The sequence below is a fragment of the Actinocatenispora thailandica genome (assembly GCF_016865425.1).
In the GTDB taxonomy this organism is placed as follows: Bacteria; Actinomycetota; Actinomycetes; order Mycobacteriales; family Micromonosporaceae; genus Actinocatenispora; species Actinocatenispora thailandica.
In genome coordinates, this window is record NZ_AP023355.1 from 1,051,731 (window position 1) to 1,071,492 (window position 19,762).

The window sequence follows — 19,762 nt, forward strand, 5'->3', positions numbered from 1 at the left end:
GGTCTGGCGGCGATCCCGCCATCGTCGGGAGGGGTGGCGTGCGCGTCGGTGTCCTTGCGTACCCGGGCTGTTTCGCCTCCGAGGTCTTCGGGGTGCCCGACCTGCTGACGATGGCGAGCCGGATCGCCGGTCCGGGCCGGCCCGGCGTCGAGGTGTCGGTGCTGTCGGCGCGGCACCGGGTCGTCGCCGCCGGTGGTGTCCCGCTCGCGGTCGTCCCGCTGCGCGAGGTGGACGTGCTGGTGGTGCCCGGTTTCGAACTCGGGCCGGACATCGACACGGCCGCCCGGCTCGCCGCCCTCGGCCCCGAGATCGCGGTGATCCGCGACCGGGTCGCCGCCGGCAGCGCCGTGGTGTCGATCTGCGTCGGCGCGTTCCTGCTGGCCGAGGCGGGTCTGCTGGACGGCCGGCGGGCCACCACCGCGTGGCTGTTCGCGGCCGAGCTGGCCCGCCGGTACCCGGGCGCCGAGGTGCTCGCCGACCGGCTCGTCGTCACCGACGCCGGGGTGACCACCACCGCCGCGTTCAGCGCCATGTACGACTTCGCGCTCGGGCTGGTGCGCCGGCATAGCGGCGCCCGGGTGGCGCGGCGCACCGCCCGGGTCGCGCTGCTCGACGACGTCCGTTCCTCGCAGGCGCCGTACGTGGACGCCCGGCTGCTGCCGAAGCCGGGCACCGAGTTCTCCCACCGGGCGATGCGCTGGCTCGACCGGCACCTCGCCGACCGGTACGATCTGCCGCGGCTCGCCGCCGCCTGCCATGCCAGCACCCGGACGCTGCTGCGCCGGTTCGCCGCGGAGACCGGGCAGAGCCCGCTGCAGTACCTGCAGGCGGCCCGGGTGCGGCGGGCCCGGCAGCTGCTGGAGACCACCGACCGCACCGTCGCCAGCATCGCCGCGGCGGTCGGCTACCAGGACCCCGGCACGTTCGCCGCACTGTTCGCCCGGCACACCGGCCGGCGCCCGAGCGCGCACCGGGCCACCTTCCGCCACGCCTGATCGTGCCCGGCCGGGCCGCGCCGGCCGCCCGGGCTACCCGGCCGGTGGCACGGTACGGGTGCGGTGCAGGGCCAGCGCGAGCTGCAGTTCCAGCGCGCGGGCCGGCGAGCGCCAGTCGGCGCCGAGCAGTTGGGTGATCCGGTCGAGCCGCTGGTGCACCGTGTTCGGATGGACGTGCAGCGCGTGCCGGGCGCGGCTGGGGCTGCGGTCGGCGGCGAAGTACGCGTCGAGCGTCTGCACCAGCCGGGCCCCGCGCGCCGCGTCGTAGTCCAGCAGCGGGCCGAGCGTGTCGGCCAGGTAGCCGTCCAGGTCGCGGCCCTCACCGAGCACCACGCCGAGGAAGCCCAGGTCGGCGGTGGTCACGCCGTCGCCGTGCCGGCCCAGCGCCAGCGCCGCGGACAGGCACCGAATCGCCTCCCGGTACGCGGCCGCGACCGCCGCCGGGCCGGCCGCCGGGCCGGCGGCGGCGACGGTACCGTGCCGGCGCAGTTCGGCGGCGACGTCCCGGGCCGTGCCGGCGGGATCGGTGCCGGGCAGCAGCAGCACGTCGCGCCCCTCGTACCGGGTGGCGAGCCCGCCGTGCGCCGCCGCCAGCGCCGCCAGCCGGGCCCGGGACCCGGCGGCGCCGTCGCCACGGTGCGCGTGCTCGGCCCAGGCGACGGCGAGCAGCAGGTGCGGCCGGGTCAGGTCGAGGCCGAGCCGGTGTGCCCGGTCGCGCAGGCCGGCGGGATCGCGGTCCGGTGCGAGCAGCAGGTCGGCGAGCAGGTCGCCGCCGACCCGGGCGTGCGCGTCGGCCGCGGACCGGCGAAACAGCATGATCAGCGCGGTGACCAGGCCGGCGCGTTCCAGGGTCCGCTGGTCGGCCTCGTCCAGCGGCGCCGCGGTGTGCAGTACCAGCGCGCCGAGCTGTTCGGTGCCGGCGGTCACCGCGACCACCCAGTACGGCCCGGCGTGCGCGGCCCGCCCGCTCTCCCGCGCCGCGCCGACCAGCGCCGGCACGTCGCCGCCCGGATCGGTTGCCGCGCCGGCGATCCGGGCGCCGTCGGGGTCGAGCACCGACAGGGTGCCGTCGAGTACGTCGGTGACGGCGCGGGCGAGGTCGTCCAGGTCCCCGCCGCGCAGCACCAGCGCGGTGAGCCGGTCGTGCGCGGTCGCGGCGCGTTCGGTGGCGGCGGCGCGGGCCGCGCCCAGCCGGCTCGCCTGGTCCAGTTCGGCGAGGGCCTCCCGGGTCTCGGTGAGCATCCGGGCGCTGTCGATGGCGATCGCGGCGTGGTCGGCCAGCGAGCCCAGCAGCGCGATCTCGTCCTGGGCGAACCGGCGTTCCCGCCGGTCCGCGGCGAACAGCACGCCGATCACCCGGTGCCCGAGCCGCAGCGGTACGCCGAGGATCGCCACCAGCCCCTCGTCGCGCACCCCGGTGTCGATGTCGCGGGTGTGCGCGAACTGCGGGTCGGCCAGGTAGCTGGGGCTGCGGTACGGGGAGGCGGTCTGTGCCACCAGCCCGCCCAGCCCGGCGCCCATCGGCAGCCGCAGCCGCTGGAAGGAGGCGGCGACCGAGCCGTCGGTGACCCGCATGTAGGTGTCGCCGCGCGCCGGGTCCTCCAGCGTCAGGTAGGCCACGTCGGTACCGAGCAGCCGGCGGGCCCGGCGCACGATCGCGTGCAGCACGTCGTCCAGGTCGCGCAGCGTGGCCAGGTCACCTGCGGTGGAGAACAGCGCGGCCAACTCGTTCTCCCGGCGGCGGTGCCGGGCCAGCTGGGTACGCAGCCGCAGCGCCAGCGTCCTCGCCCGGGCCAGCGCCGCCAGCGTCGCCGGGTCGGCGCCGGCCTGGCGGGCGCGCTCCAGCGGCACCTCGTACTCCGTTGCCGGCGCCTCGGCCAGCAGCAACTCCAGGAACGCGGACTCCATGCCCGCGGATTGTGCCCGGACCGGTGGGCCGGCGCCATACTCGTCGGCGCTCGAATATGGCGTGACGGCACATGTGATTCGCGCCATCCGGTGCCTAACGTGTGGCGCCATGAACAGCGGGCAGGACCTCAACGGCCGGACCGCGCTGGTGACCGGCGCGGCCGGCGGAATCGGCGCGGCGTGCGCCCGGCGGCTGGCCGCGGCCGGCGCCACGGTGGTCGCGGCCGACCGGGACGGTGCGGGTGCGGCGGCGATCGCGGACGCGGTCGGCGGCCGGTCGGTGGCGGTCGACCTGACCGACCCGGCCCAGCTCGACGCGCTGGACTGCGACGTCGACATCGTGGTCAACAACGCCGGCCGGCAGTACGTGGCCCCGGTCGAGGACTTCCCACCGGAGCAGTTCACCGGCCTGCTGCGGCTGATGCTGGAGGCGCCGTTCCGGCTGGTCCGCGCCGCCCTGCCGCACATGTACCGGCGCGGTTGGGGGCGCATCGTCAACGTCTCGTCGGTGCACGGCCTGCGTGCCTCGCCGTACAAGGCGGGCTACGTCGCCGCCAAGCACGGCCTGGAGGGCCTGTCCAAGGTGGTCGCCGCGGAGTCGGCCGGCCGCGGCATCACCTGCAACTGCGTGGATCCCGGCTACGTGCGTACCCCGATGGTGGAACGCCAGATCGCCGACCAGGCACGCGAGCACCACATCGCCGAGGCCGAGGTCCTCGACCGGGTGCTGCTCGCGCGTACCCCCAGCAAGCGGCTGGTCGAGCCCGCCGAGGTCGCCGAGCTCGTCGGCTACCTGTGCGGGCCGGCCGCGGCGTCGATCACCGGCGCCTCCCTCACCCTCGATGGCGGCTGGACCGCCCTCTGACCCCCGGCGGCGGGTTCCGCCGCACGAGCACTGGAGCGCAGTCATGACCGAACAGACCGCACCCGCATCACCCGGTCCGGCCACCCCGGCTTCCGGCAGCGCCCTGGCCCGGGTCCTCGCCGCGAGCATGGCCGGCACCACCGTCGAGTGGTACGACTTCTTCCTGTACGGGTCGGCCGCGGCGCTGGTGTTCCCGAAACTGTTCTTCCCGGACAGCGATCCGCTGGTCGGCACCATGCTCTCGTTCCTCACCTACGCGCTGGGGTTCGCGGCCCGGCCGCTGGGCGGGCTGGTGTTCGGGCACTTCGGTGACCGGATCGGCCGCAAGCGGCTACTGCTGGTGAGCCTGTTGATGATGGGCGGCGGCACGCTGCTGATCGGCTGCCTGCCGACCTACCACACGCTCGGTATCGGTGCGGCGTTCCTGCTGGTGGCGCTGCGGCTGATCCAGGGGTTCGCGGTCGGCGGCGAGTGGTCCGGCGCGGTACTGCTGGTCACCGAGCACGCCCCGGCGAAGCGGCGCGGGCTGTGGGGCTCGGTACCGCAGTCCGGGGTGCCGGCCGGCAACCTGATCGCCACTGCGGTCCTCGCGGTGCTCGCCTCGGTACTCTCCGACGACGCGTTCCTGTCCTGGGGCTGGCGGATCCCGTTCCTGCTGTCCGCGGTGCTGGTGGCGCTCGGCTACTGGGTGCGGCAGTCGGTCGAGGACGCCCCGCTGTTCGTGGCCGCCCGGCAGCGCGCCGAGCAGGCCGCGCAGCGCCGCGCACCGGTCCTGGAGGTGCTGCGCCGCTACCCCCGGCAGCTGCTGGTGTGCGCCGCGGCCCGCTTCGCCGAGAACGTCGTCTACTACGTGATCACCGCGTTCGTGCTGGTGTACGCCACGACCCGGCTGGGCCTTTCCAAGTCGCTGATCCTGGACGCGCTGCTGGTCGCGAACGCGGTGCACGTGCTGGCACTGCCGGCGTTCGGTGCGCTGTCCGACCGGATCGGGCGGCGCCCGGTGTACCTGTTCGGCGCGGTCGGTACCGGCGTCTGGGCGTTCGTGTTCTTCCTGCTGCTGGACACCCGCAACGTGCTCGCGATCGGCGTCGCGGTGGTGGTCGGGCTGATCATCCACGCCGCGATGTACGGGCCGCAGGCGGCGTTCTTCGCCGAGCAGTTCGACACCACGGTGCGCTACACCGGTACCTCGATCGCCGCGCAGGTGACCGCGATCGTCGCCGGTTCGGTCGCGCCGCTGATCGCGCTGGCGTTGCTGCGCAGCTTCGGCACCGGGTACGCCGTCGCCGGGTACGTGCTCGCCGCCGCGGTCATCTCCGTGGTCGGCGTCCTGCTCTCCACCGAGACCCGGGACCGCGACCTGGCCGCCGAGGACACCCCGGTACCGACCCTGGTGCCCTGAGCGGCCGCCGGACCTCCTGGTGACCGGCTGCGCCGGGTGCGGTCGACCGCACCCGGCGCAGCCGCCGGTAGTCTTCGCTGGGCCGCCACGGGGTGGCGGTCGCGGCGGACGGCGGAACCGGGGCGAGCGGTGAGCGTGACCTTCCAGGTGCTGGGGCCGGTCGAGGTGCGCAGCGGCGACCGGAACGTGCCGCTGCCCGCCGGCCAGGCACCGCAGCTGCTCGCGGTGCTGCTGCTCGACGTCGGCCGCGTGGTGCCCGTCGAGGCGCTGATGGGCGTGCTGTGGGACGGCGAGTTCCCGGCCAGTGCCCGCAAACTGGTGCAGGTGCGGATGTCGCAGCTGCGGGCTGCTCTCGCCGCCACCCCGGCGGTACTGACCGGGGTGCGCGGCGGCTACCGGCTCGACGTCGATCCGGCGAGCGTCGACCTGGCCCGGTTCCGGTCGCTGCGACGCCGGGCCCGGGACGTGCCGCCCGCGGCGGCGGAGCGGCTGCTGCGCGAGGCGATCGAGTTGTGGCGCGGCCCGGCCGTACCGGAGCTGCGGCACACCGTGGGCGGGCAGCGGCTGGCCGTACCGCTGGACGAGGAGTACCTGGCGGCGGTCGAGGACTGCGCGGCCGGGGCGCTGGCCGCCGATGCCGGCGCCGATCTCGTCGAGCCGGTGCGTGCCGCGCTGCTGGACCACCCGCTGCGGGAACGGCTGCGGGCGCTGCTGATGCGGCTGCTGTACCGGGCCGGTCGGCGGGCGGCCGCGATCGAGCTGTACGACGAGGGCCGTCGGCTGCTCGCCGACGAGCTCGGCCTGGACCCCGGCGCCGATCTGCGCGCCGCGTACCGCGAGATCCTGGACGCCGACCGGGAACCATCGGCGCCCGCACCGCGCCCCCGGCCGGCCGGACCGGCGCAACTGCCGGCCGACGTCGCCGACTTCACCGGCCGCACCGGCGAGCTGTCGCTGCTCTCCGCCCTGGTCCGGGTCCCGGACCCGCCCGGCACCGGTCGCGACCCCGGCCCGGCCGGTACCGGCCCGGGGGCCGCCACCGCGGTGGCCGCGGTGACCGGTACCGCCGGGGTCGGCAAGACCGTGCTGGTGGTGCACTGGGCGCACCAGCACGCCGCCGACTTCCCCGACGGTCAGCTGTACGTCGACCTGCGGGGTTTCGACCCGCACCGGGCTCCGGTCGAGGCGTCGGACGCGGTCCGCTCGTTCGTCGAGGCACTCGGGGTGCCGCCGGCCGAGGTCCCGGCCGACCCGGACGCGCAGGCCGCGCTGTACCGCAGCCTGCTCGCCGGCCGGCGGGCGCTGGTGCTGCTGGACAACGCGCGCGACAGCGACCAGGCCCGACCGCTGCTGCCCGGCGCCGGTGCCAGCGTCGCGCTGGTGACCAGCCGGGTGCACCTGTCCGGGCTCGTCGCGAGCGACGGCGCCGGCCCGCTCCGGCTCGACGTGCCGGCCGCGGACGAGGCGCGCGGCTTCCTGGCCGGGCGGCTGGGCCGCAGCGGTATCGCCGCCGACACCGCGCTGCTGGACGAGATCATCCGCCGCTGCGCCGGGCTGCCGCTGGCGCTGGCGCTGGTGGCCGCGCGCGCCGCGGCTCACCCCGCATCCTCGCTGCCGGGCCTGGTCGCCGAGCTGGGCGACGAGGCCGCCGCCCTGGACGCGCTGGACGGCGGCGACGCGACCACCGACCTGCGTGCCGTCTTCTCCTGGTCGTACGACGTGTTGAGCCCGGCGGCGGCCGCGGTGTTCCGGCGCGCCGGGCGGCACCCCGGCCCCGACGTGACCCTCGCCGCGGCTGCGTCGCTCGCCGGCATCGGCGCCCGGCAGGCCCGGGTCGCGCTGCACGAACTGGTCCGGGCACACCTGATCGTCGAGCGCACCACCGGCCGGTACGGCAGCCACGACCTGCTGCGCGCCTACGCGGCGGAGCTGGCCGACGCGGACGACCCGGTCGAGCGGCGGGCGGCGTTCGTCCGCACGCTGGACCACTACCTGCACACCGCTCGTGCCGCCTACCTGCTGCTCCGGCCGTACCGCGGGGTGGTGCGGCTCGACGGGCCGGTGCCCGGCGTGACGGTCGCCGAGCTGGCCACGGTGCAGGACGCGCTCGCCTGGTTCACCGCCGAACGCGACACGCTGGACGCGCTGGTCCGGCAGGCGGCGGCGGCCGGGTTCGCCCGGCACACCTGGCAACTGGCCGTGGCGACCGCCGACTTCCTGCAGCGGCGCGGGCCCTGGACGCAGCTGGCCGCGTTGATGGACATCGCGGTACGCGCCGCCGCCGCGGCCGGTGACCGCACCGGTCTGGCGCACGCCCGGCACCAGGTCGCGCAGACGCACCACTGGCTCGGCGAGTACGCCGCCGCGCAGCAGCAGTACCAGCGCGCCCTGGACCTGTTCGCCGAGGTGGGTGATCTCGTGGCGCAGGGCCACGTGGAGGCGGATCTCGGGCTGATGTTCGAGCGGCGGGACGAGCCGGCGGCGGCGCTGGACCACACCAACCGGTCGCTGGCGCACTTCCAGGCCGCGGGTCACCGGGTGGGTGAGGGCCTGGCACTCAACAACGTCGGGTGGTTGCACGCGCTGCGCGGTGACTACGAGGCGGCGCTGGACTGCTGCCGGCGCAGCCGTGGCCTGTTGCGCGCGGCGAACGAGGGGTACGCCGAGGCGAACGTGTGGGACACCATCGGGTACATCAACGACCGGCTCGGCCGGCAGGACGACGCGGTGCACGCGTACCGCCGGGCGCTGACCCTGTTCACCGAGGCCGGTGACCTGTACTACGCGGCGGACACGTTGACCCATCTCGGTGCGGCGCAGCGCCACGCCGGCGACGTGGACGGCGCCCGGGAGTCCTGGACCCGGGCGTTGCGGCTGCTGGAGGAGCTCGGGCACGCGGATGCCACCGCGGTCCGGGCGAGCCTCGACGAACTCGGCTGACAGCCCCGCGGGCGCGGGCGGCGCCGGTTATCCGTTCGGTTACCGGCTCCGCCTACGGTCGCCGGTGCCGCCGACGCGCCGGTTCGATCCGGGCCCACGCGGGTTCGGCCGCCACCCGTCGGCCGTCGTCGCCGGAGGTCACGGGGCCGGGAGGTGATGGGGATGGCGCAGGCACCGCGGGCCGGCGTGGACGATCGTGCCGCCGGTTACCGGGACGTGCTGTCGCTGGGCGAGTTCCGGGCCGTGCTCGGCGCCCGGCTGGTCTCCATGGCCGGCGACCAGGTGGCCCGGGTCGCGCTGTCGCTGCTGGTGTTCGACCGCACCCGGTCGGCCGCGCTGGCGGCGGCCACGTTCGCGTTGAGCTTCCTGCCCGCACTCGCCGGGCCGCTGCTCGCCGGCCTGGCCGACCGGTACCCGCGCCGGACGGTACTGGTGGCGGCGGACCTCCTGCGCGCCGTGCTGCTGGGCCTGATGGCGGTACCGGGGGCGCCGCTGCCGGTGCTGTTCGCGCTGCTGGTACTGGCCGAGCTGATCGGTGCGCCGGCGAACGCCGCGCACGGCGCGGTGCTCGCGGACATCCTCGTCGGGGACCGGCTGGTGGTCGGGCAGGGCGCCCGGTCGATCGTGGACCAGCTCAGCCAGATCGGCGGGTACGCGGTCGGCGGCGTGCTGACCGCGCTGCTCACCGCGCACGGCGTCCTCGCGCTGGACGCGGCGAGCTTCGCGGTCTCGGCCCTGGTGCTGCGGCTCGCGCTGCGGCGCCGGCCGGCCCCGGCCGGCGCCGCGGACGTACCGCCGTCGCTGCTCGGCTCGGCCCGGCGGTCCGCGCGGCTGGTGTGGTCCGATCGGCGGCTGCGGGTGCTGCTGGGGCTGGTGTGGATGATCGGCCTGCCGGTGGCCGCGGAGGGGTTGGCCGTGCCGTACGCGGTGGGGCGGTACCCGGGCCCGTCGGCCGCCGGGTGGCTCCTGGCGGCGACCCCGCTCGGCGCGGTCGTCGGCGCCGTACTGCTCGGCCGCTGCCGCCCGTCGGTACGCCGCCGGGTGATGGCCCCGCTGGCCGCGCTCGCCGGGTTGCCGCTGCTGGTCGTCGCGGCCCGGCCGCCGCTGGCGGTGGCCTGCCTGGTGTTCGCGTTGTCCGGCGCCGCGGCGAGCTACGTGACCGTGGCCCCGGCGCTGTACGTGGCGCGGATCCCGGCGGCGGGCCGGGGCCAGGCGATCGGGCTGATGTCCTCCGGCGCGGTCGCCGGTCAGGGCGTGGTCACGATCCTGGCCGGCCTGGGCGCGGACCGGATCGGCGCCGCCGACGCGGTCGGGTTGGCCGGCGCGCTCACCGCGACGGTCGGCGCGGCACTCGCGATCGCCTGGTCACGGGCGGACGCGGAGCCGGACGTTCCGGTGGCGGGGCCGTGGCCGGGATGACCGCGCCACCGCCGGAGCACCGGGGTGCCGGTCCGGTCGCCGCGCGGGTACTGGGGCCGGTCGAGGTGCGGGTCGACGGCGCCGTGGTGCCGACCGGGCCGCCGAAACAGCGGGCGCTGCTGGCGTTGCTGCTGCTGTGGCCGGGTGAGCTGGTGTCGACCGGGTCGATGATCCGGGAACTGTGGGACGGGCGCCCGCCCCGGTCGGCGCCGGCCAATCTGCGCACCTACCTCGGTCGGATCCGGACCGCGCTCGGCGGCGCCCGGGACCGGTTGGTCGCCCGGCCGGACGGCCAGCTGCTGCGGCTCGACCCCGGTGAGCTGGACCTGACCCGGTTCGCGGCGGCGGCCGCCCGGGGTCGTGCCGCCGCGGCCGGCGGCGAACCGCGGGTCGCCGCCGGGTACCTCGCCGCCGCGGTCGGCCTGTGGCGGGGCCGGGTCGCCGAGGACGTACCGGCCGGCCCGGTCAGCGGCCCGCGCCGGGCACAGCTCGCCGAGGACCTGGTGGCTGCCCGTGAGGACCTGCTCGATGCCCGGTTGGCGAGCGGCGAGACCGACGGCGCGATCCGCACCCAGTTGCGCGCGCTGGTCGCGGCCGAACCGCTCCGGGAGCGCGGCTGGGCGCTGCTGTTGACCGCGCTGGCCCGAGCCGGGGACACCGCGGGCGCGCTCGACGCGTACGCCCGGGCGCGGGCCACCCTGGTCGCGGAACTCGGCATCGAACCGGGGCCCGAACTGCGCCGGCTGCACCGGGCGGTGCTCGACGGTACGGCCGTGCCAAGCCGCCCTGCCCCGCGGCCGACCGGGCTGCGCCCGGCGGTGCTGGTCGCCGGGCACCGGACCGCGGCCGACGCGGTCCCGCCGCGGGCCCCGGGTCGGCTGCCGGCCTCAGATCTGCTGGTGGTCCCGGATGGGCTGGCGGTCGGGGGCCGGCCGGCGGCTCCGGGTCGGCTGCCGGCCGCGGGTGGGCCGGCGGACCCGGAGCGGGCGGCGGGGCCGGCCGCCGGGGCCGGGGCGGGCGGCGCGGCCGGTCGCCGCGGTCGTGCCCGGCGGCTGCGGTGGTTGCCGCCGGACGCCGGCCGGTTCGTCGGCCGCACGGCCGAGCTCGACGCCCTGACCGGCGGATACCAGCGGGGCGCGGCGGTGCTCGCGGTGACCGGTGGTGCCGGCGTCGGCAAGACGGCGTTGGCCGTGCACTGGGCGCACAGGGTTGCCGGCCGGTTCCCGGGCGGTGCGCTGCACGCCGATCTGCGCGGGTACGCGCCGGGGCCGCCGGCCGATCCGGCGACGGTGCTGGCCGGCCTGCTCCGGCAGGCGGGCGCGGCGGTCGCGGACGTGCCACCGGATCTGGCCGGGCGGGCCGCGCTGTGGCGGGAACTGCTCACCGACCGGCACTGCCTGCTCGTCCTCGACAACGCCCGCGACGACGAGCAGGTCCGGGCGCTGCTGCCCGGTACCGGGGTGACCGTGGTGACCAGCCGCGATCGGTTGCCTCGGCTGGTGGTCCACGACGCGGCGCAGCGGATCGTGGTCGGCGCGCTGCCGGCAGCGGACGCGGCGGAGGTGCTGACCGCCGGGTTGTGCCCGGGCACGGTCGGCCCGGCGGAGGTGACCGCGCTGGTGTCGCTGTGCGCCGGTGTCCCGCTGGCGCTGCGGCTGGTGGCGGAGCGGCTCGGCCGGCCGGGCGCCCCGCCGGCGGTCGACCTGATCGAACGGTTGGGCCCGCCGGCCGACCGGCTCGCCGCCCTGCGGTCCGATGACGACACCGATCTGACCGCCCGGCTGTCCTGGTCCGACCGGACGCTGCCGGCACCGGCGCGGGAGCTGTTGCGACTGCTCGGCATGGCCCCCCGGGGCGGGTTCGGTGCGGTGGCCGCGGCGGCGCTGGCCGGCGTGCCGCTCGATCGGGCGGTCGAGCAGCTCGACCGGCTCGCCCGGGTGCACCTGGTCGAGGAGCGGCCGGACGGCACCTATCGGCTGCCCGAGCTGGTCGCCGGGTACGCCGCCGCGCAGCTGCGCGCGGACCCGGTGCACGCGTGGCGGCCGGCCGCCGCCGCGCTCGCCGGGTGAGCCGCCCCGCGGGGCGTACCGGATCGGGCCGGGCCGGGGCGTGTGCACGGAATGTGCGGCGCCGGCAGGCCGCGTCGCTACGGTTCGATCGTCCGTCCCGTCGAGTGGAGTGGAGGCGACCGATGACGCACAACTGGGTGCCGTAGGCACGTATCCGGCGGCAGCCGACCAACGGCTGCCCGTCCGGGGCGGTGCGATGTGCCGGCGGTGACTCGCGTTCGGCTCCCGGCACCGGCCCGGCGATCGGCGCTCGGGCGCGCGCCGGCAGGCTGCCGGCGCGCGCCCGAGTCGCGTCCGCGGCGGACACCAGGCCGGCCGGTCCCCGCGGCGGCGTCCCGGACGGCCCGCCGGACCGGGAGGTGCCAGAATGCCGGGACGCGGCAGGCGGGCCCGGCACTCGCCGGACCGATCAGCGGGCGGCCCGCCGGGCCGCGGACAGCGGCGGGTGGCGGGCGGGGGAGGAGCACGATGGCGGGCGACGAGGTACCGGGCTGGGACGCGATCGACGGCGCGCTGGCGCGGCTGTACGGCGACGCGGAACCGCGGCACTACGGCACGCTGGTCAAGTGGCGGCTCGGCGGGCCGGACCCGCTGGACGGCATCAGCGCGTACCCGCGGGCCGATCCGGTGCCGCACTGGCACCTGGTCAGCTACGGGATGACCGAGCTGTACGAGAAGGAGTCCAGCAACGCCGACGAGTCCGGCTGGGGTTTCGAGTTCACCTTCCGGGTGGCGCGCGGGAGCGCCGAGACCGAGCCGCCGGCCTGGGCGCTGAACGTGCTGCAGAACCTGGCCCGCTACGTCTTCAAGTCCGGCAACTGGTTCGAGCCCGGGCACCACCTGAACCTCAACGGGCCGATCGCGCTGGACCGTCCGGACACGCTGATCCGGGCCGTGGCGTTCGTCGAGGATCCGGAGCTGCCCGCGATCGACACGCCGCACGGGCGGGTGCGGTTCCTGCAGCTGGTCGGGCTGACCCTGGACGAGCTGACGGCCGCCGAGCTGTGGCGGGTCTCGTCGTTCCTCGACCTGCTCGGGCCCCGGCTGCCGTCGTACGTCACCGACCTGGACCGGCCGAGCGCGCTGGACGATCCGGCGACCGCCGCGGCGGCCGCGGCCGGCAGCGACCGGGACGGCTCGTTCACCGGCAGCGAGTACCTGGAGGTGGGTGCCTGCTCGGTGGCGGCCGGGGTGGCGACGCTGACGATCGGTGCGATCGCCGCCGACACGCTGCGCCGGATGATCCCGGCCCGGCTCGGCCACGGCCGGCCGCTTGTTCTGCACGGCCCCGGGCAGCCGATCCGGCTGGAACCCGGTGTGTCGTTCGGGATCGACGTCGACGACGCGACGCTGGTCCTGACGTTGCCGCCGGCGGCGGTCACCGGACTCGCCGGCGTGCTGCGGCCGGTCGCCGGTGACCACCCGGTGCCGGGTTTTCCGCTGACCGTGCACGTCGAACGGTCCGAGATCCGCAGCGCCACCTCGGGCGAGGTCGTCCGGACCATCGGCTGACCGTCGGCGCCGCGGGTCAGGCGGCGAACCGGCCGTCGAGGTCGGCGGTGCCGAGCACGGCGGCCTGGTGCGGGAAGATCTGCTCGGTCAGGAACCGGTGCACGTCCGGGTTGCGGTCGGCGGTGGCGTCGGCGAGGACCAGCACCCGGAAGTCACGGTCGTGCGCGTCCCGCACCGTCGAGAGCATCACACCGCTGGTGCTGATGCCGGCGAGTACCAGCGTGTCGACGTCCCGGTCGCGCAGCTGTCGGTGCAGGTCGGTGGTGCCGAACGCGCCGACCCGGGTCTTCCGGACGACGATGTCGTTCGGTTGCGGCGCAAGGCTTTCGTGTACCTGGGTGGCCGGGGCGTCGGCGTGCATCTGGTCGCCGTAGTGGCGGGCCGCGGCGGCCATCGGGCTGTGCGCGGGGATCGCGGCGAGGTCGGCGTCGGTGAACCCGACCCGCACGTACCCGACGTGCGCGCCGTGCCGGCGGGCGGTGTCGATCGCCTGCCGGGCCCGTCCGAGCAGGGCCTCGGCGTCGGGTGTGGCGGCGAGCACCGCCGGCTGGTAGTCCATCACGAGCAGGGCGGTGTGCCGTGGGTCGATCGTGGGCAACGAGTCGGTCATCGTGTTCCTTCGGGACGCGTCGGTACGGGTGGCCGCGCGGCTAGGCTCCTGCTGTCGGCTGCTCCGCGCGGTGGTACTTGCAGGTAAACTGTGTAGCTGGAACTGAGTATATCAACGAAGGATCTGCCCATGGCATCGTCGCCCGACCGGGAGCCCGCCACCTCGCCGGCCGCGACCGCCGCGGCCCGGGACCTCGTCGTCCTGTTTCGCCGGTTGCGCACCCGGATGCGCGCCGTACCGACCGAGGGGCTCACCCCGTCGCAGACCTCGGTTCTGATCCGGCTCGGCAAGGACGGCGCCTCGTCCACCACCGTGCTCGCCGCCGCCGAGGGCGTCCGGCCGCAGTCGATGACGGTGATCCTCAACGCACTCGACGCGCAGGGGCTGATCGAACGGCGGCCCGATCCGGAGGACGGCCGGCGCCAGATCATCACGCTCAGCGCGGCCGGGCAGGCGCAGGTGGCGAGCGGGCGGCAGGGCCGGCACGCCTGGCTCGCTCAGGAACTCGACCGCGAACTCACCGCCGACCAGCTGGCACGGATCAACGACGCGATCGCCCTGCTGCGCCGCGTCGTCGGCGAGTAGCTCCGCCGACGGCGCACGGCCGAGCCGGCAACCGATGCTGCCGGCTGGCGCCCTGGTCGTCGGCCGGGCGACGCGGCTACTCGGACGGCCCGGGGTCGGCGATGCGGCCGGCGAGCCGCTCGTAGCGCTGGCGGGCGGCCTGCGGGGTGCCCAGGCCGAGCCCGAACGCGATCTGCGCCCAGGTCAGGCCGCGACCGCGGGCCATTGCGAGCAGCCCACCCTCCAACTCGTCCAGCTCCGAGCGGACCAGCGGAACCAGGCTCAACGCGGCAGTGATGTCCGCCTGGTCGACCTCCGGTTCGTCGCCGTCGGTCAGTGCGGCGCCGCTGAGCAGGAACGACACCAGCCGCACCGCCTCGTGTGGCGCAAGCATCGACGGGTGCACCTGGCGGGCGCGCTGCGCGTCGGTGGCTGCGTGCCGCTCGCCGATGCGCAGCAGCGCCGCGTGCACCCGCTCGGCGCGAGCGCGGCTCGGTTCGGGGGCAACGAACGGGTCGGGGGAGCTGGGACTCGACATGCCACCAGCCTGCCTCGGGCGAGCGCCAGTTGTCAACGAGTTGTTTTCAACGGAGTGTTCAAGCCGGCTTCGGCGGGCCGAAGCGGACCGAGACGCCTGGCGACCAGAGCACGCTCACCGGGTCGGCTGCGGCGTCCGCCAGGCCGCTCGCCGTGACCAGCCCGCTGTCCCGGTCGAGCAGCTCCGCGCGGTGCAGTGGCCAGCTCTGGTGGATGTTCGGCAGGTACCAGGTGCGGCCGGCGAGGCGGGTGTGCAGGCCCCACCGTGCCGTCAGGAACGTCTCGGTCGCGCTCGGCGTCGCGATCCGCGCGCCGGGCCGTACCGCCAGCAGGTCCCGGACACCGCGGCCCGGCCACCGGGTACGGGACAGGTACCGCACGGTGCCGCCCGGCTCCCGCCGCAGCCGCATCGCCGCCCACCGGTACGGCAGCCGCGCCGCACACCGGCCGACCAGGGCCGGCAGCAGTCGGGCCGCGTCCAGGGACAGGAACACCACGCCGCGCCGGCCTCGACCGTCCACGGAGTACACCCGGACGTTCGTCTCGGCGAACGTGCCGAGGTAGGGCACCGGCAGCCGAGGCGGCCCCACCCGCACCATCCGGAACGCCACCAGCCCCAGGTACGTGCGCCCCTCGTGCAGGTCCGGCCGCAGCCCGGCCGGCAGCAACGGCGCGACCGCAGCCGGCGACACCGCCCAGTGCAGGAACGTCACCTCCCGCCAGTCCTGCGCCAGGACGGCGACCGGTACCGGCCGGGGAGCGGTGGCGGTGACCGGCTCGGCGTCGGAGCCCACGGGCGCATCCATGCCGACGATCCTGACACCGTCGCGGGTGCCCGGTCCGGCCGCCGGGCCGGACCGCCGGCGGTACCGGCGCCGCGTCAGAGCCGTCGGTGGCCGAGCAGCCGGGCCAGCCGCTCGGTGGCCGGGATCGTCGCGTCGCTGTCCACCGGCTCGTCGTACATCACGCCGCGCAGCCGGTCCGGCACCACGTCGGGAGCGAGCGCCAGGCATCGCTGCGCCACCGGCTCCAGCGCGTCGGCGGGCTGCCCGGTCGCGACCGCCAGGTCCCAGCCGTGCGTGAGGGTCTCCACGGTGAAGCCGCGAACGGCGTCGAGCGCACTGCACCGCCCCCACGGCGCGGTGACCGGCTGCTGTCCGGTCCGCCGCGACCAGGCCGGCCCGAGCCGTGCCGCCAGCCGGGCGTACTCCGCGGCGAGTTCGGCGTCCGGCACGTCGGTCACCACGTGCGGCACGCCCCGGGTCGACGTCCCGTCCGCGGTGCCGAGGCCGCGCCGCGCCGTCCCGACCAGATGTCCCAGCAGCGCCCGCACGGTGAACTCGGTGCAGGGGGTCGGCCGGCCCAGCTGCTCCGCCGCAGTCTGGGCCATCAGCCTGGCCACCCAGTCCAGGGCGGCCACGTAGTCCTGCCGCTGTTGCTCGTAGGTCACGGTTGCCGAGCCTAGCCACGGTCGGTGGGGCGCGTCCTTCGCAGGTTCCCGGTGGGCGGGCCGCGAGCGGCGAGGGTGACGGCGCGCGGCGGCCCGGCGGCGAGCTGTCACGGCGAGCGGCGACCGGGCGTCGAGGGGTGGCCGCGGATGGCGACGACAAGGTTCGCGGGCGGCGGCGATCCGCCGGTCAGGCCGGGATCCGGTCGGGTGCCACTGCGGGCCGGCGGCGGGACAGCGCGGCCAGCAACGCGACGCTGGCGGCGGCCAGCACGACCAGGCCGATCCGGTCCACCGGTTGGTGCACGACGGCGACCGCGCCGAACATCGAGTGCGCCGCGAGCGCGCCACCGAGCAGCCAGATCCGGTGCCGGTCGGACCAGGAACCGGCTCCCGACCAGCGGACGATCGCCGCGCCGGTGCCGATCGCGAGCACCGCCGCCGCGGCCATCGGTACCAGCACCCACGCGCCGTGCGTGAACGCCGGTTGGGTGGCGTCCCCGATCGGGAAGGACAGGACCAGGAACCCGCCGGTGGCGATCGCGCCGACCGCGCCGACCAGCCACGGTCGTGGCGCGCCAACGGAAGAACCGACCGGGGTACGGCGGGGCGCGCGCCGGGGCAGCACCGCGAGGCCGAGGACGGCGAGCACCGCGACGGCGAGCACGCAACCGGCCAGTACCCAGGCCGGCGCCTGATAGCCGGGATCCTGGCTGGGCGGCACCGTCGCGCGCAGCAGCGCCACGCCGAGCAAGGCCCCGGCCCCGATCCCGGCCAGGCCGCAGCGGCGCAGGTACGGGCGGTCCCGCAGGGCGGGGAACAGCAGGTCGGTGAGGGCGATCGGGATCAGCACGCTGAACACCACGTGATAGACGACGTTCATCTCCCAGTACGCGGTGTTGAAGCCGAACAGCCGCGGCGCCATCCGGGCCGCGCCGTACAGGTGCGGGCTGGTCAGCGCCTGCAACCCGATGCCGTCCTCGACGAGTTCGTACGCCACCCCGAGCAGGACCAGGCTGGGCCACCCACCGCCGCAGCGACGTACCACTTCCCGGATCAGCAGCACCCCGAACCCGTAGATCGGCAGCCACAGCAGGAGCAGGAACGCGAAGTGGATCGGCGTACTGCCCAGCGCCAGCTCGGCGACCAGCGGCGTGAGGACGATCAGTGTCAGCGCGGCCCGCTTGCGGCCCGGTGGGTGGTACGTCACGGCTGCCCCCTTCGGCGGCCGGCCGGCGGCCGGCGATCGGTACCGATACCAGCAGCCGGGGCGGCTTCGGGACCAGCGGAGATGGTCTGGTTCCGGGCCGCCGAACGGCTGCTGGCCGGCGCCGAGCCGCGACCTTCGTCGCGATCACCGTGCGACTTTCGTCGGTACCCGGCGGCGATGCGTGGCGGCGGGGCGGCGGCTGCGTAGCGTGGGTGACCGTGCAGGAAACTCCCCCGTCGCGGCACACCCGGACCGGCCCGCTGGCCGTGGTGCTGCTCGCCGCCGCCGCGCTCGGCTCGGTACCGCTGGCGCTGGATGGCGCCGCCGACCCGGCGGCGCTGGCGACGGTGTGGCTGGTCACCGGCCTGCAACTGGCCGCGACGCCGGCCGTGCTGCTGCTGCGCACCCGGCCGGTCGCGGCGGCCGTGCTGGTCGCCGCGGTCGTGGTGGCGGGCCTGCTGCCCACCCTGGTCGCGCCGACGGCGCCGCTGCTGCGCTACACCGGGGTGAACCTGTGGCCGCCGCTCGCGCTGTCCACGGTGGTGATCGGGTTGCGCCTGGGCGCGCCGCAGCGCCGCGCGGTCCCGGTGTGGGTACTGATCGCCGCCGGCACCGTGCTCGCCGCCCGGCCGTGGCAGCCGACCTGGGTGGACACGCCGATCGGGCTGCTGCACACCGCGGTGCCGGCGCTGCTCGGGCTGTACCTGGCCGCCCGCGTGCAGATGGTCCGCACCCTGCGCGAGCGCGCCGAGCTGGCCGAACGGGAACGGGTCCTGCTGACCGAACGGGCCCGCGCGGGCGAACGTACCCGGCTCGCCGCCGAGTTGCACGATTCGGTGGCGCACCGGGTGAACCTGATGGTGCTGCAGGCCGGCGCGCTCCGGATGACCTCGCCGGACCAGCCGGTACGGGACGCGGCGGAGGCGCTGCGGGTCACCGGCTGCCAGGCGCTGGAGGAGCTGTCCGACCTGCTCGGTGTGCTGCGCCGCGGCCCGGATCGCACCGAGCGGCCCGACGAGGCCGTTCTGCCGGCCGGGCCGGGCCTGCCGGTCGGGCCGCCGGGTGAGCTGGCCGCGCTGGTGGCCGACTCGCGCGCGGTCGGGTTGCCGGTCGAGCTGGACCAGGCCGGCGATCCGGCACTCGCCTCACCGGTCGTGCGGCGCACCGCCTACCGGGTGGTCCAGGAGGGGTTGACGAACGTGCACAAGCACGCGCCCGGCGCGCCGGTGACGGTGACCGTGCGGTACCGGACCGATCAGGTGCACCTGATTGTCCACAATGGACAGTCTCCCGGCCCGGCGGCGGGCGGCGTCGACCTGGCCGGTACCGGTACCGGCAGCGGCATCGCCGGCCTCCGCGGCCGGCTCGACGCGATCGGCGGCAGCCTGCGCGCCGGCCCGACCGGGCACGGCGGGTTCCAGCTGGATGCGAGAATGCCTTCCCATGTGTCCACCAGTACCGGCTGACCGCGTCGTCCGGGTCCTGCTCGTCGACGACGAGGCGATGGTCTGCGCCTACCTGCGCACGATCCTGACCACCGCCGCCGACATCGAGGTCGTCGGTACCGCCGCCGACGGCGCGGCGGCGTTCGACGCGGTCACCCGGCTGCGCCCGCAGGTGGTGCTGATGGACCTGCGGATGCCCGGTACGGACGGGCTGGTCGCCACCGAACGCATCACCGCGCTGCCCGAGCCGCCGGCGGTGGTGGCGTTGACCACCTTCGACACCGACGAGTACGTGACCCGCGCGCTGCGGGCGGGCGCGGCCGGCTTCCTGCTCAAGTCGACGCCGCCGGAGGATCTGATCGGCCTGGTACGGGTCGCCGCGGACGGCCACACGGTGCTGTCCGCCGCGGCGACCCGGCGGCTGCTCGCCGCCTCGGCGGCTCCGGCGGCGCCGCCCGAGCCGGTCGCCCGGCTGGTCGCCGAGCTGACCGACCGGGAACGCGAGGTGCTCGGCTGCCTCGGCGCCGGGCTGTCCAACGCGGCCATCGCGGCCCGGCTGTACCTGAGCGAAGCCACCGTCAAGGGGTACGTGTCCCGGCTGCTGGTCAAGCTCGCCTGCCGCAACCGGACCCAGGCCGGCCTGCTCGCCCGCGACGCCGGCCTCACCTCCTGAGGCCGGTGGCGGGGCCGGCGGCGACCCGACGCCCGCTCCGGCCGGTGCGCGCCGCCAGCTGATGCCCGGCACCGGTGCGCGCGGCCCGCTGATGCCCGGTTCGGCCGGTGGTGCGCGGTGGGCTGGTTACGATCGGCGGTATGCGCACGCCGCCACCGCAGGACGC

16 protein-coding genes are annotated in these 19,762 nt (G+C 76.2%); 10 read left to right on the forward strand and 6 right to left on the reverse strand.

All coding sequences use genetic code 11. The features are described 5' to 3' along the window. Nucleotides 1–38: 38 nt before the first annotated feature. A complete protein-coding gene (locus Athai_RS04660) occupies nucleotides 39–995 on the forward strand; it encodes a GlxA family transcriptional regulator (protein WP_203960320.1) in 957 nt (318 codons plus the stop codon). A 33-nt stretch (nucleotides 996–1,028) separates the two neighbouring features. Here Athai_RS04660 and Athai_RS04665 read toward each other — a convergent pair whose 3' ends face one another. Further along, nucleotides 1,029–2,903, reverse strand: a complete 1,875-nt coding sequence (locus Athai_RS04665) for a helix-turn-helix domain-containing protein (protein WP_239156723.1) — start codon at nucleotides 2,901–2,903, stop codon at nucleotides 1,029–1,031. A gap of 109 nt (nucleotides 2,904–3,012) precedes the next feature. On the opposite strand from Athai_RS04665, the gene Athai_RS04670 reads away from it, so the two are divergent. The 6 genes from Athai_RS04670 to Athai_RS04695 all read left to right on the forward strand — a co-directional run bounded on the left by Athai_RS04670 (nucleotide 3,013) and on the right by Athai_RS04695 (nucleotide 13,110). Further along, nucleotides 3,013–3,768, forward strand: coding sequence for a 3-hydroxybutyrate dehydrogenase (locus Athai_RS04670; RefSeq protein ID WP_203960322.1), 756 nt, complete (start codon nucleotides 3,013–3,015; stop codon nucleotides 3,766–3,768). 43 nt (nucleotides 3,769–3,811) lie between these two features. Then, complete coding sequence (locus tag Athai_RS04675; RefSeq protein ID WP_203960323.1) at nucleotides 3,812–5,170, forward strand: MFS transporter; 1,359 nt, start codon at nucleotides 3,812–3,814, stop codon at nucleotides 5,168–5,170. A 129-nt stretch (nucleotides 5,171–5,299) separates the two neighbouring features. Continuing rightward, nucleotides 5,300–8,110: an AfsR/SARP family transcriptional regulator gene (locus Athai_RS04680; RefSeq protein ID WP_203960324.1), complete on the forward strand. Its 2,811-nt coding sequence runs from the start codon at nucleotides 5,300–5,302 to the stop codon at nucleotides 8,108–8,110. 162 nt (nucleotides 8,111–8,272) lie between these two features. Next, nucleotides 8,273–9,529, forward strand: a complete 1,257-nt coding sequence (locus tag Athai_RS04685) for an MFS transporter (RefSeq protein ID WP_203960325.1) — start codon at nucleotides 8,273–8,275, stop codon at nucleotides 9,527–9,529. After that, nucleotides 9,526–11,598, forward strand: a complete 2,073-nt coding sequence (locus Athai_RS34695; protein ID WP_203960326.1) for an AfsR/SARP family transcriptional regulator — start codon at nucleotides 9,526–9,528, stop codon at nucleotides 11,596–11,598. The genes Athai_RS04685 and Athai_RS34695 overlap by 4 nt, the downstream gene beginning before the upstream one ends. A gap of 468 nt (nucleotides 11,599–12,066) precedes the next feature. Then, the gene (locus Athai_RS04695) at nucleotides 12,067–13,110 is read left to right on the forward strand and encodes a suppressor of fused domain protein (protein WP_203960327.1); all 1,044 of its coding nucleotides are present in this window, start codon (nucleotides 12,067–12,069) and stop codon (nucleotides 13,108–13,110) included. A 16-nt stretch (nucleotides 13,111–13,126) separates the two neighbouring features. On the opposite strand, the gene Athai_RS04700 is transcribed toward Athai_RS04695, so the two are convergent. Continuing rightward, nucleotides 13,127–13,720: a cysteine hydrolase family protein gene (locus Athai_RS04700; protein WP_203960328.1), complete on the reverse strand. Its 594-nt coding sequence runs from the start codon at nucleotides 13,718–13,720 to the stop codon at nucleotides 13,127–13,129. A gap of 129 nt (nucleotides 13,721–13,849) precedes the next feature. Here Athai_RS04700 and Athai_RS04705 point away from each other — a divergent pair, with 129 nt between their 5' ends. Further along, nucleotides 13,850–14,305 (forward strand): MarR family winged helix-turn-helix transcriptional regulator, encoded by a 456-nt coding sequence (locus Athai_RS04705; protein WP_203960329.1) that lies wholly within the window; start codon nucleotides 13,850–13,852, stop codon nucleotides 14,303–14,305. Between the two features lie 76 nt (nucleotides 14,306–14,381). Here the strand turns inward: Athai_RS04705 and Athai_RS04710 are convergent, their stop codons facing one another. The 4 genes from Athai_RS04710 to Athai_RS04725 form a co-directional block, all read right to left on the reverse strand. Beyond that, nucleotides 14,382–14,822 (reverse strand): DNA-binding protein, encoded by a 441-nt coding sequence (locus Athai_RS04710; RefSeq protein WP_203960330.1) that lies wholly within the window; start codon nucleotides 14,820–14,822, stop codon nucleotides 14,382–14,384. Between the two features lie 58 nt (nucleotides 14,823–14,880). Further along, the gene (locus Athai_RS04715; protein ID WP_203960331.1) at nucleotides 14,881–15,627 is read right to left on the reverse strand and encodes a YqjF family protein; all 747 of its coding nucleotides are present in this window, start codon (nucleotides 15,625–15,627) and stop codon (nucleotides 14,881–14,883) included. Between the two features lie 74 nt (nucleotides 15,628–15,701). Next, nucleotides 15,702–16,271, reverse strand: a complete 570-nt coding sequence (locus Athai_RS04720) for a TIGR03086 family metal-binding protein (protein ID WP_203960332.1) — start codon at nucleotides 16,269–16,271, stop codon at nucleotides 15,702–15,704. Nucleotides 16,272–16,458: 187 nt separating this feature from the next. Next, nucleotides 16,459–17,478: a hypothetical protein gene (locus tag Athai_RS04725; protein ID WP_203960333.1), complete on the reverse strand. Its 1,020-nt coding sequence runs from the start codon at nucleotides 17,476–17,478 to the stop codon at nucleotides 16,459–16,461. Between the two features lie 218 nt (nucleotides 17,479–17,696). On the opposite strand from Athai_RS04725, the gene Athai_RS04730 reads away from it, so the two are divergent. Together Athai_RS04730 and Athai_RS04735 are read left to right on the forward strand one after the other, a co-directional pair. After that, a complete protein-coding gene (locus Athai_RS04730) occupies nucleotides 17,697–18,944 on the forward strand; it encodes a sensor histidine kinase (protein WP_203960334.1) in 1,248 nt (415 codons plus the stop codon). Beyond that, nucleotides 18,922–19,596: a response regulator transcription factor gene (locus Athai_RS04735; protein ID WP_203960335.1), complete on the forward strand. Its 675-nt coding sequence runs from the start codon at nucleotides 18,922–18,924 to the stop codon at nucleotides 19,594–19,596. Before Athai_RS04730 ends, Athai_RS04735 begins: the two co-directional genes overlap by 23 nt. Nucleotides 19,597–19,762: the final 166 nt, after the last annotated feature.

Bases quoted from the DNA above. Each gene is read 5' to 3' on its own strand.
- Athai_RS04735 (WP_203960335.1), top strand. From the start codon at position 18,922: ATGTGTCCACCAGTACCGGCTGACCGCGTCGTCCGGGTCCTGCTCGTC.
- Athai_RS04710 (WP_203960330.1), bottom strand. From the start codon at position 14,822: ATGTCGAGTCCCAGCTCCCCCGACCCGTTCGTTGCCCCCGAACCGAGC.
- Athai_RS04675 (WP_203960323.1), top strand. From the start codon at position 3,812: ATGACCGAACAGACCGCACCCGCATCACCCGGTCCGGCCACCCCGGCT.
- Athai_RS04685 (WP_203960325.1), top strand. From the start codon at position 8,273: ATGGCGCAGGCACCGCGGGCCGGCGTGGACGATCGTGCCGCCGGTTAC.
- Athai_RS04700 (WP_203960328.1), bottom strand. From the start codon at position 13,720: ATGACCGACTCGTTGCCCACGATCGACCCACGGCACACCGCCCTGCTC.
- Athai_RS04715 (WP_203960331.1), bottom strand. From the start codon at position 15,627: ATGGATGCGCCCGTGGGCTCCGACGCCGAGCCGGTCACCGCCACCGCT.
- Athai_RS34695 (WP_203960326.1), top strand. From the start codon at position 9,526: ATGACCGCGCCACCGCCGGAGCACCGGGGTGCCGGTCCGGTCGCCGCG.
- Athai_RS04695 (WP_203960327.1), top strand. From the start codon at position 12,067: ATGGCGGGCGACGAGGTACCGGGCTGGGACGCGATCGACGGCGCGCTG.
- Athai_RS04665 (WP_239156723.1), bottom strand. From the start codon at position 2,903: ATGGAGTCCGCGTTCCTGGAGTTGCTGCTGGCCGAGGCGCCGGCAACG.
- Athai_RS04705 (WP_203960329.1), top strand. From the start codon at position 13,850: ATGGCATCGTCGCCCGACCGGGAGCCCGCCACCTCGCCGGCCGCGACC.
- Athai_RS04670 (WP_203960322.1), top strand. From the start codon at position 3,013: ATGAACAGCGGGCAGGACCTCAACGGCCGGACCGCGCTGGTGACCGGC.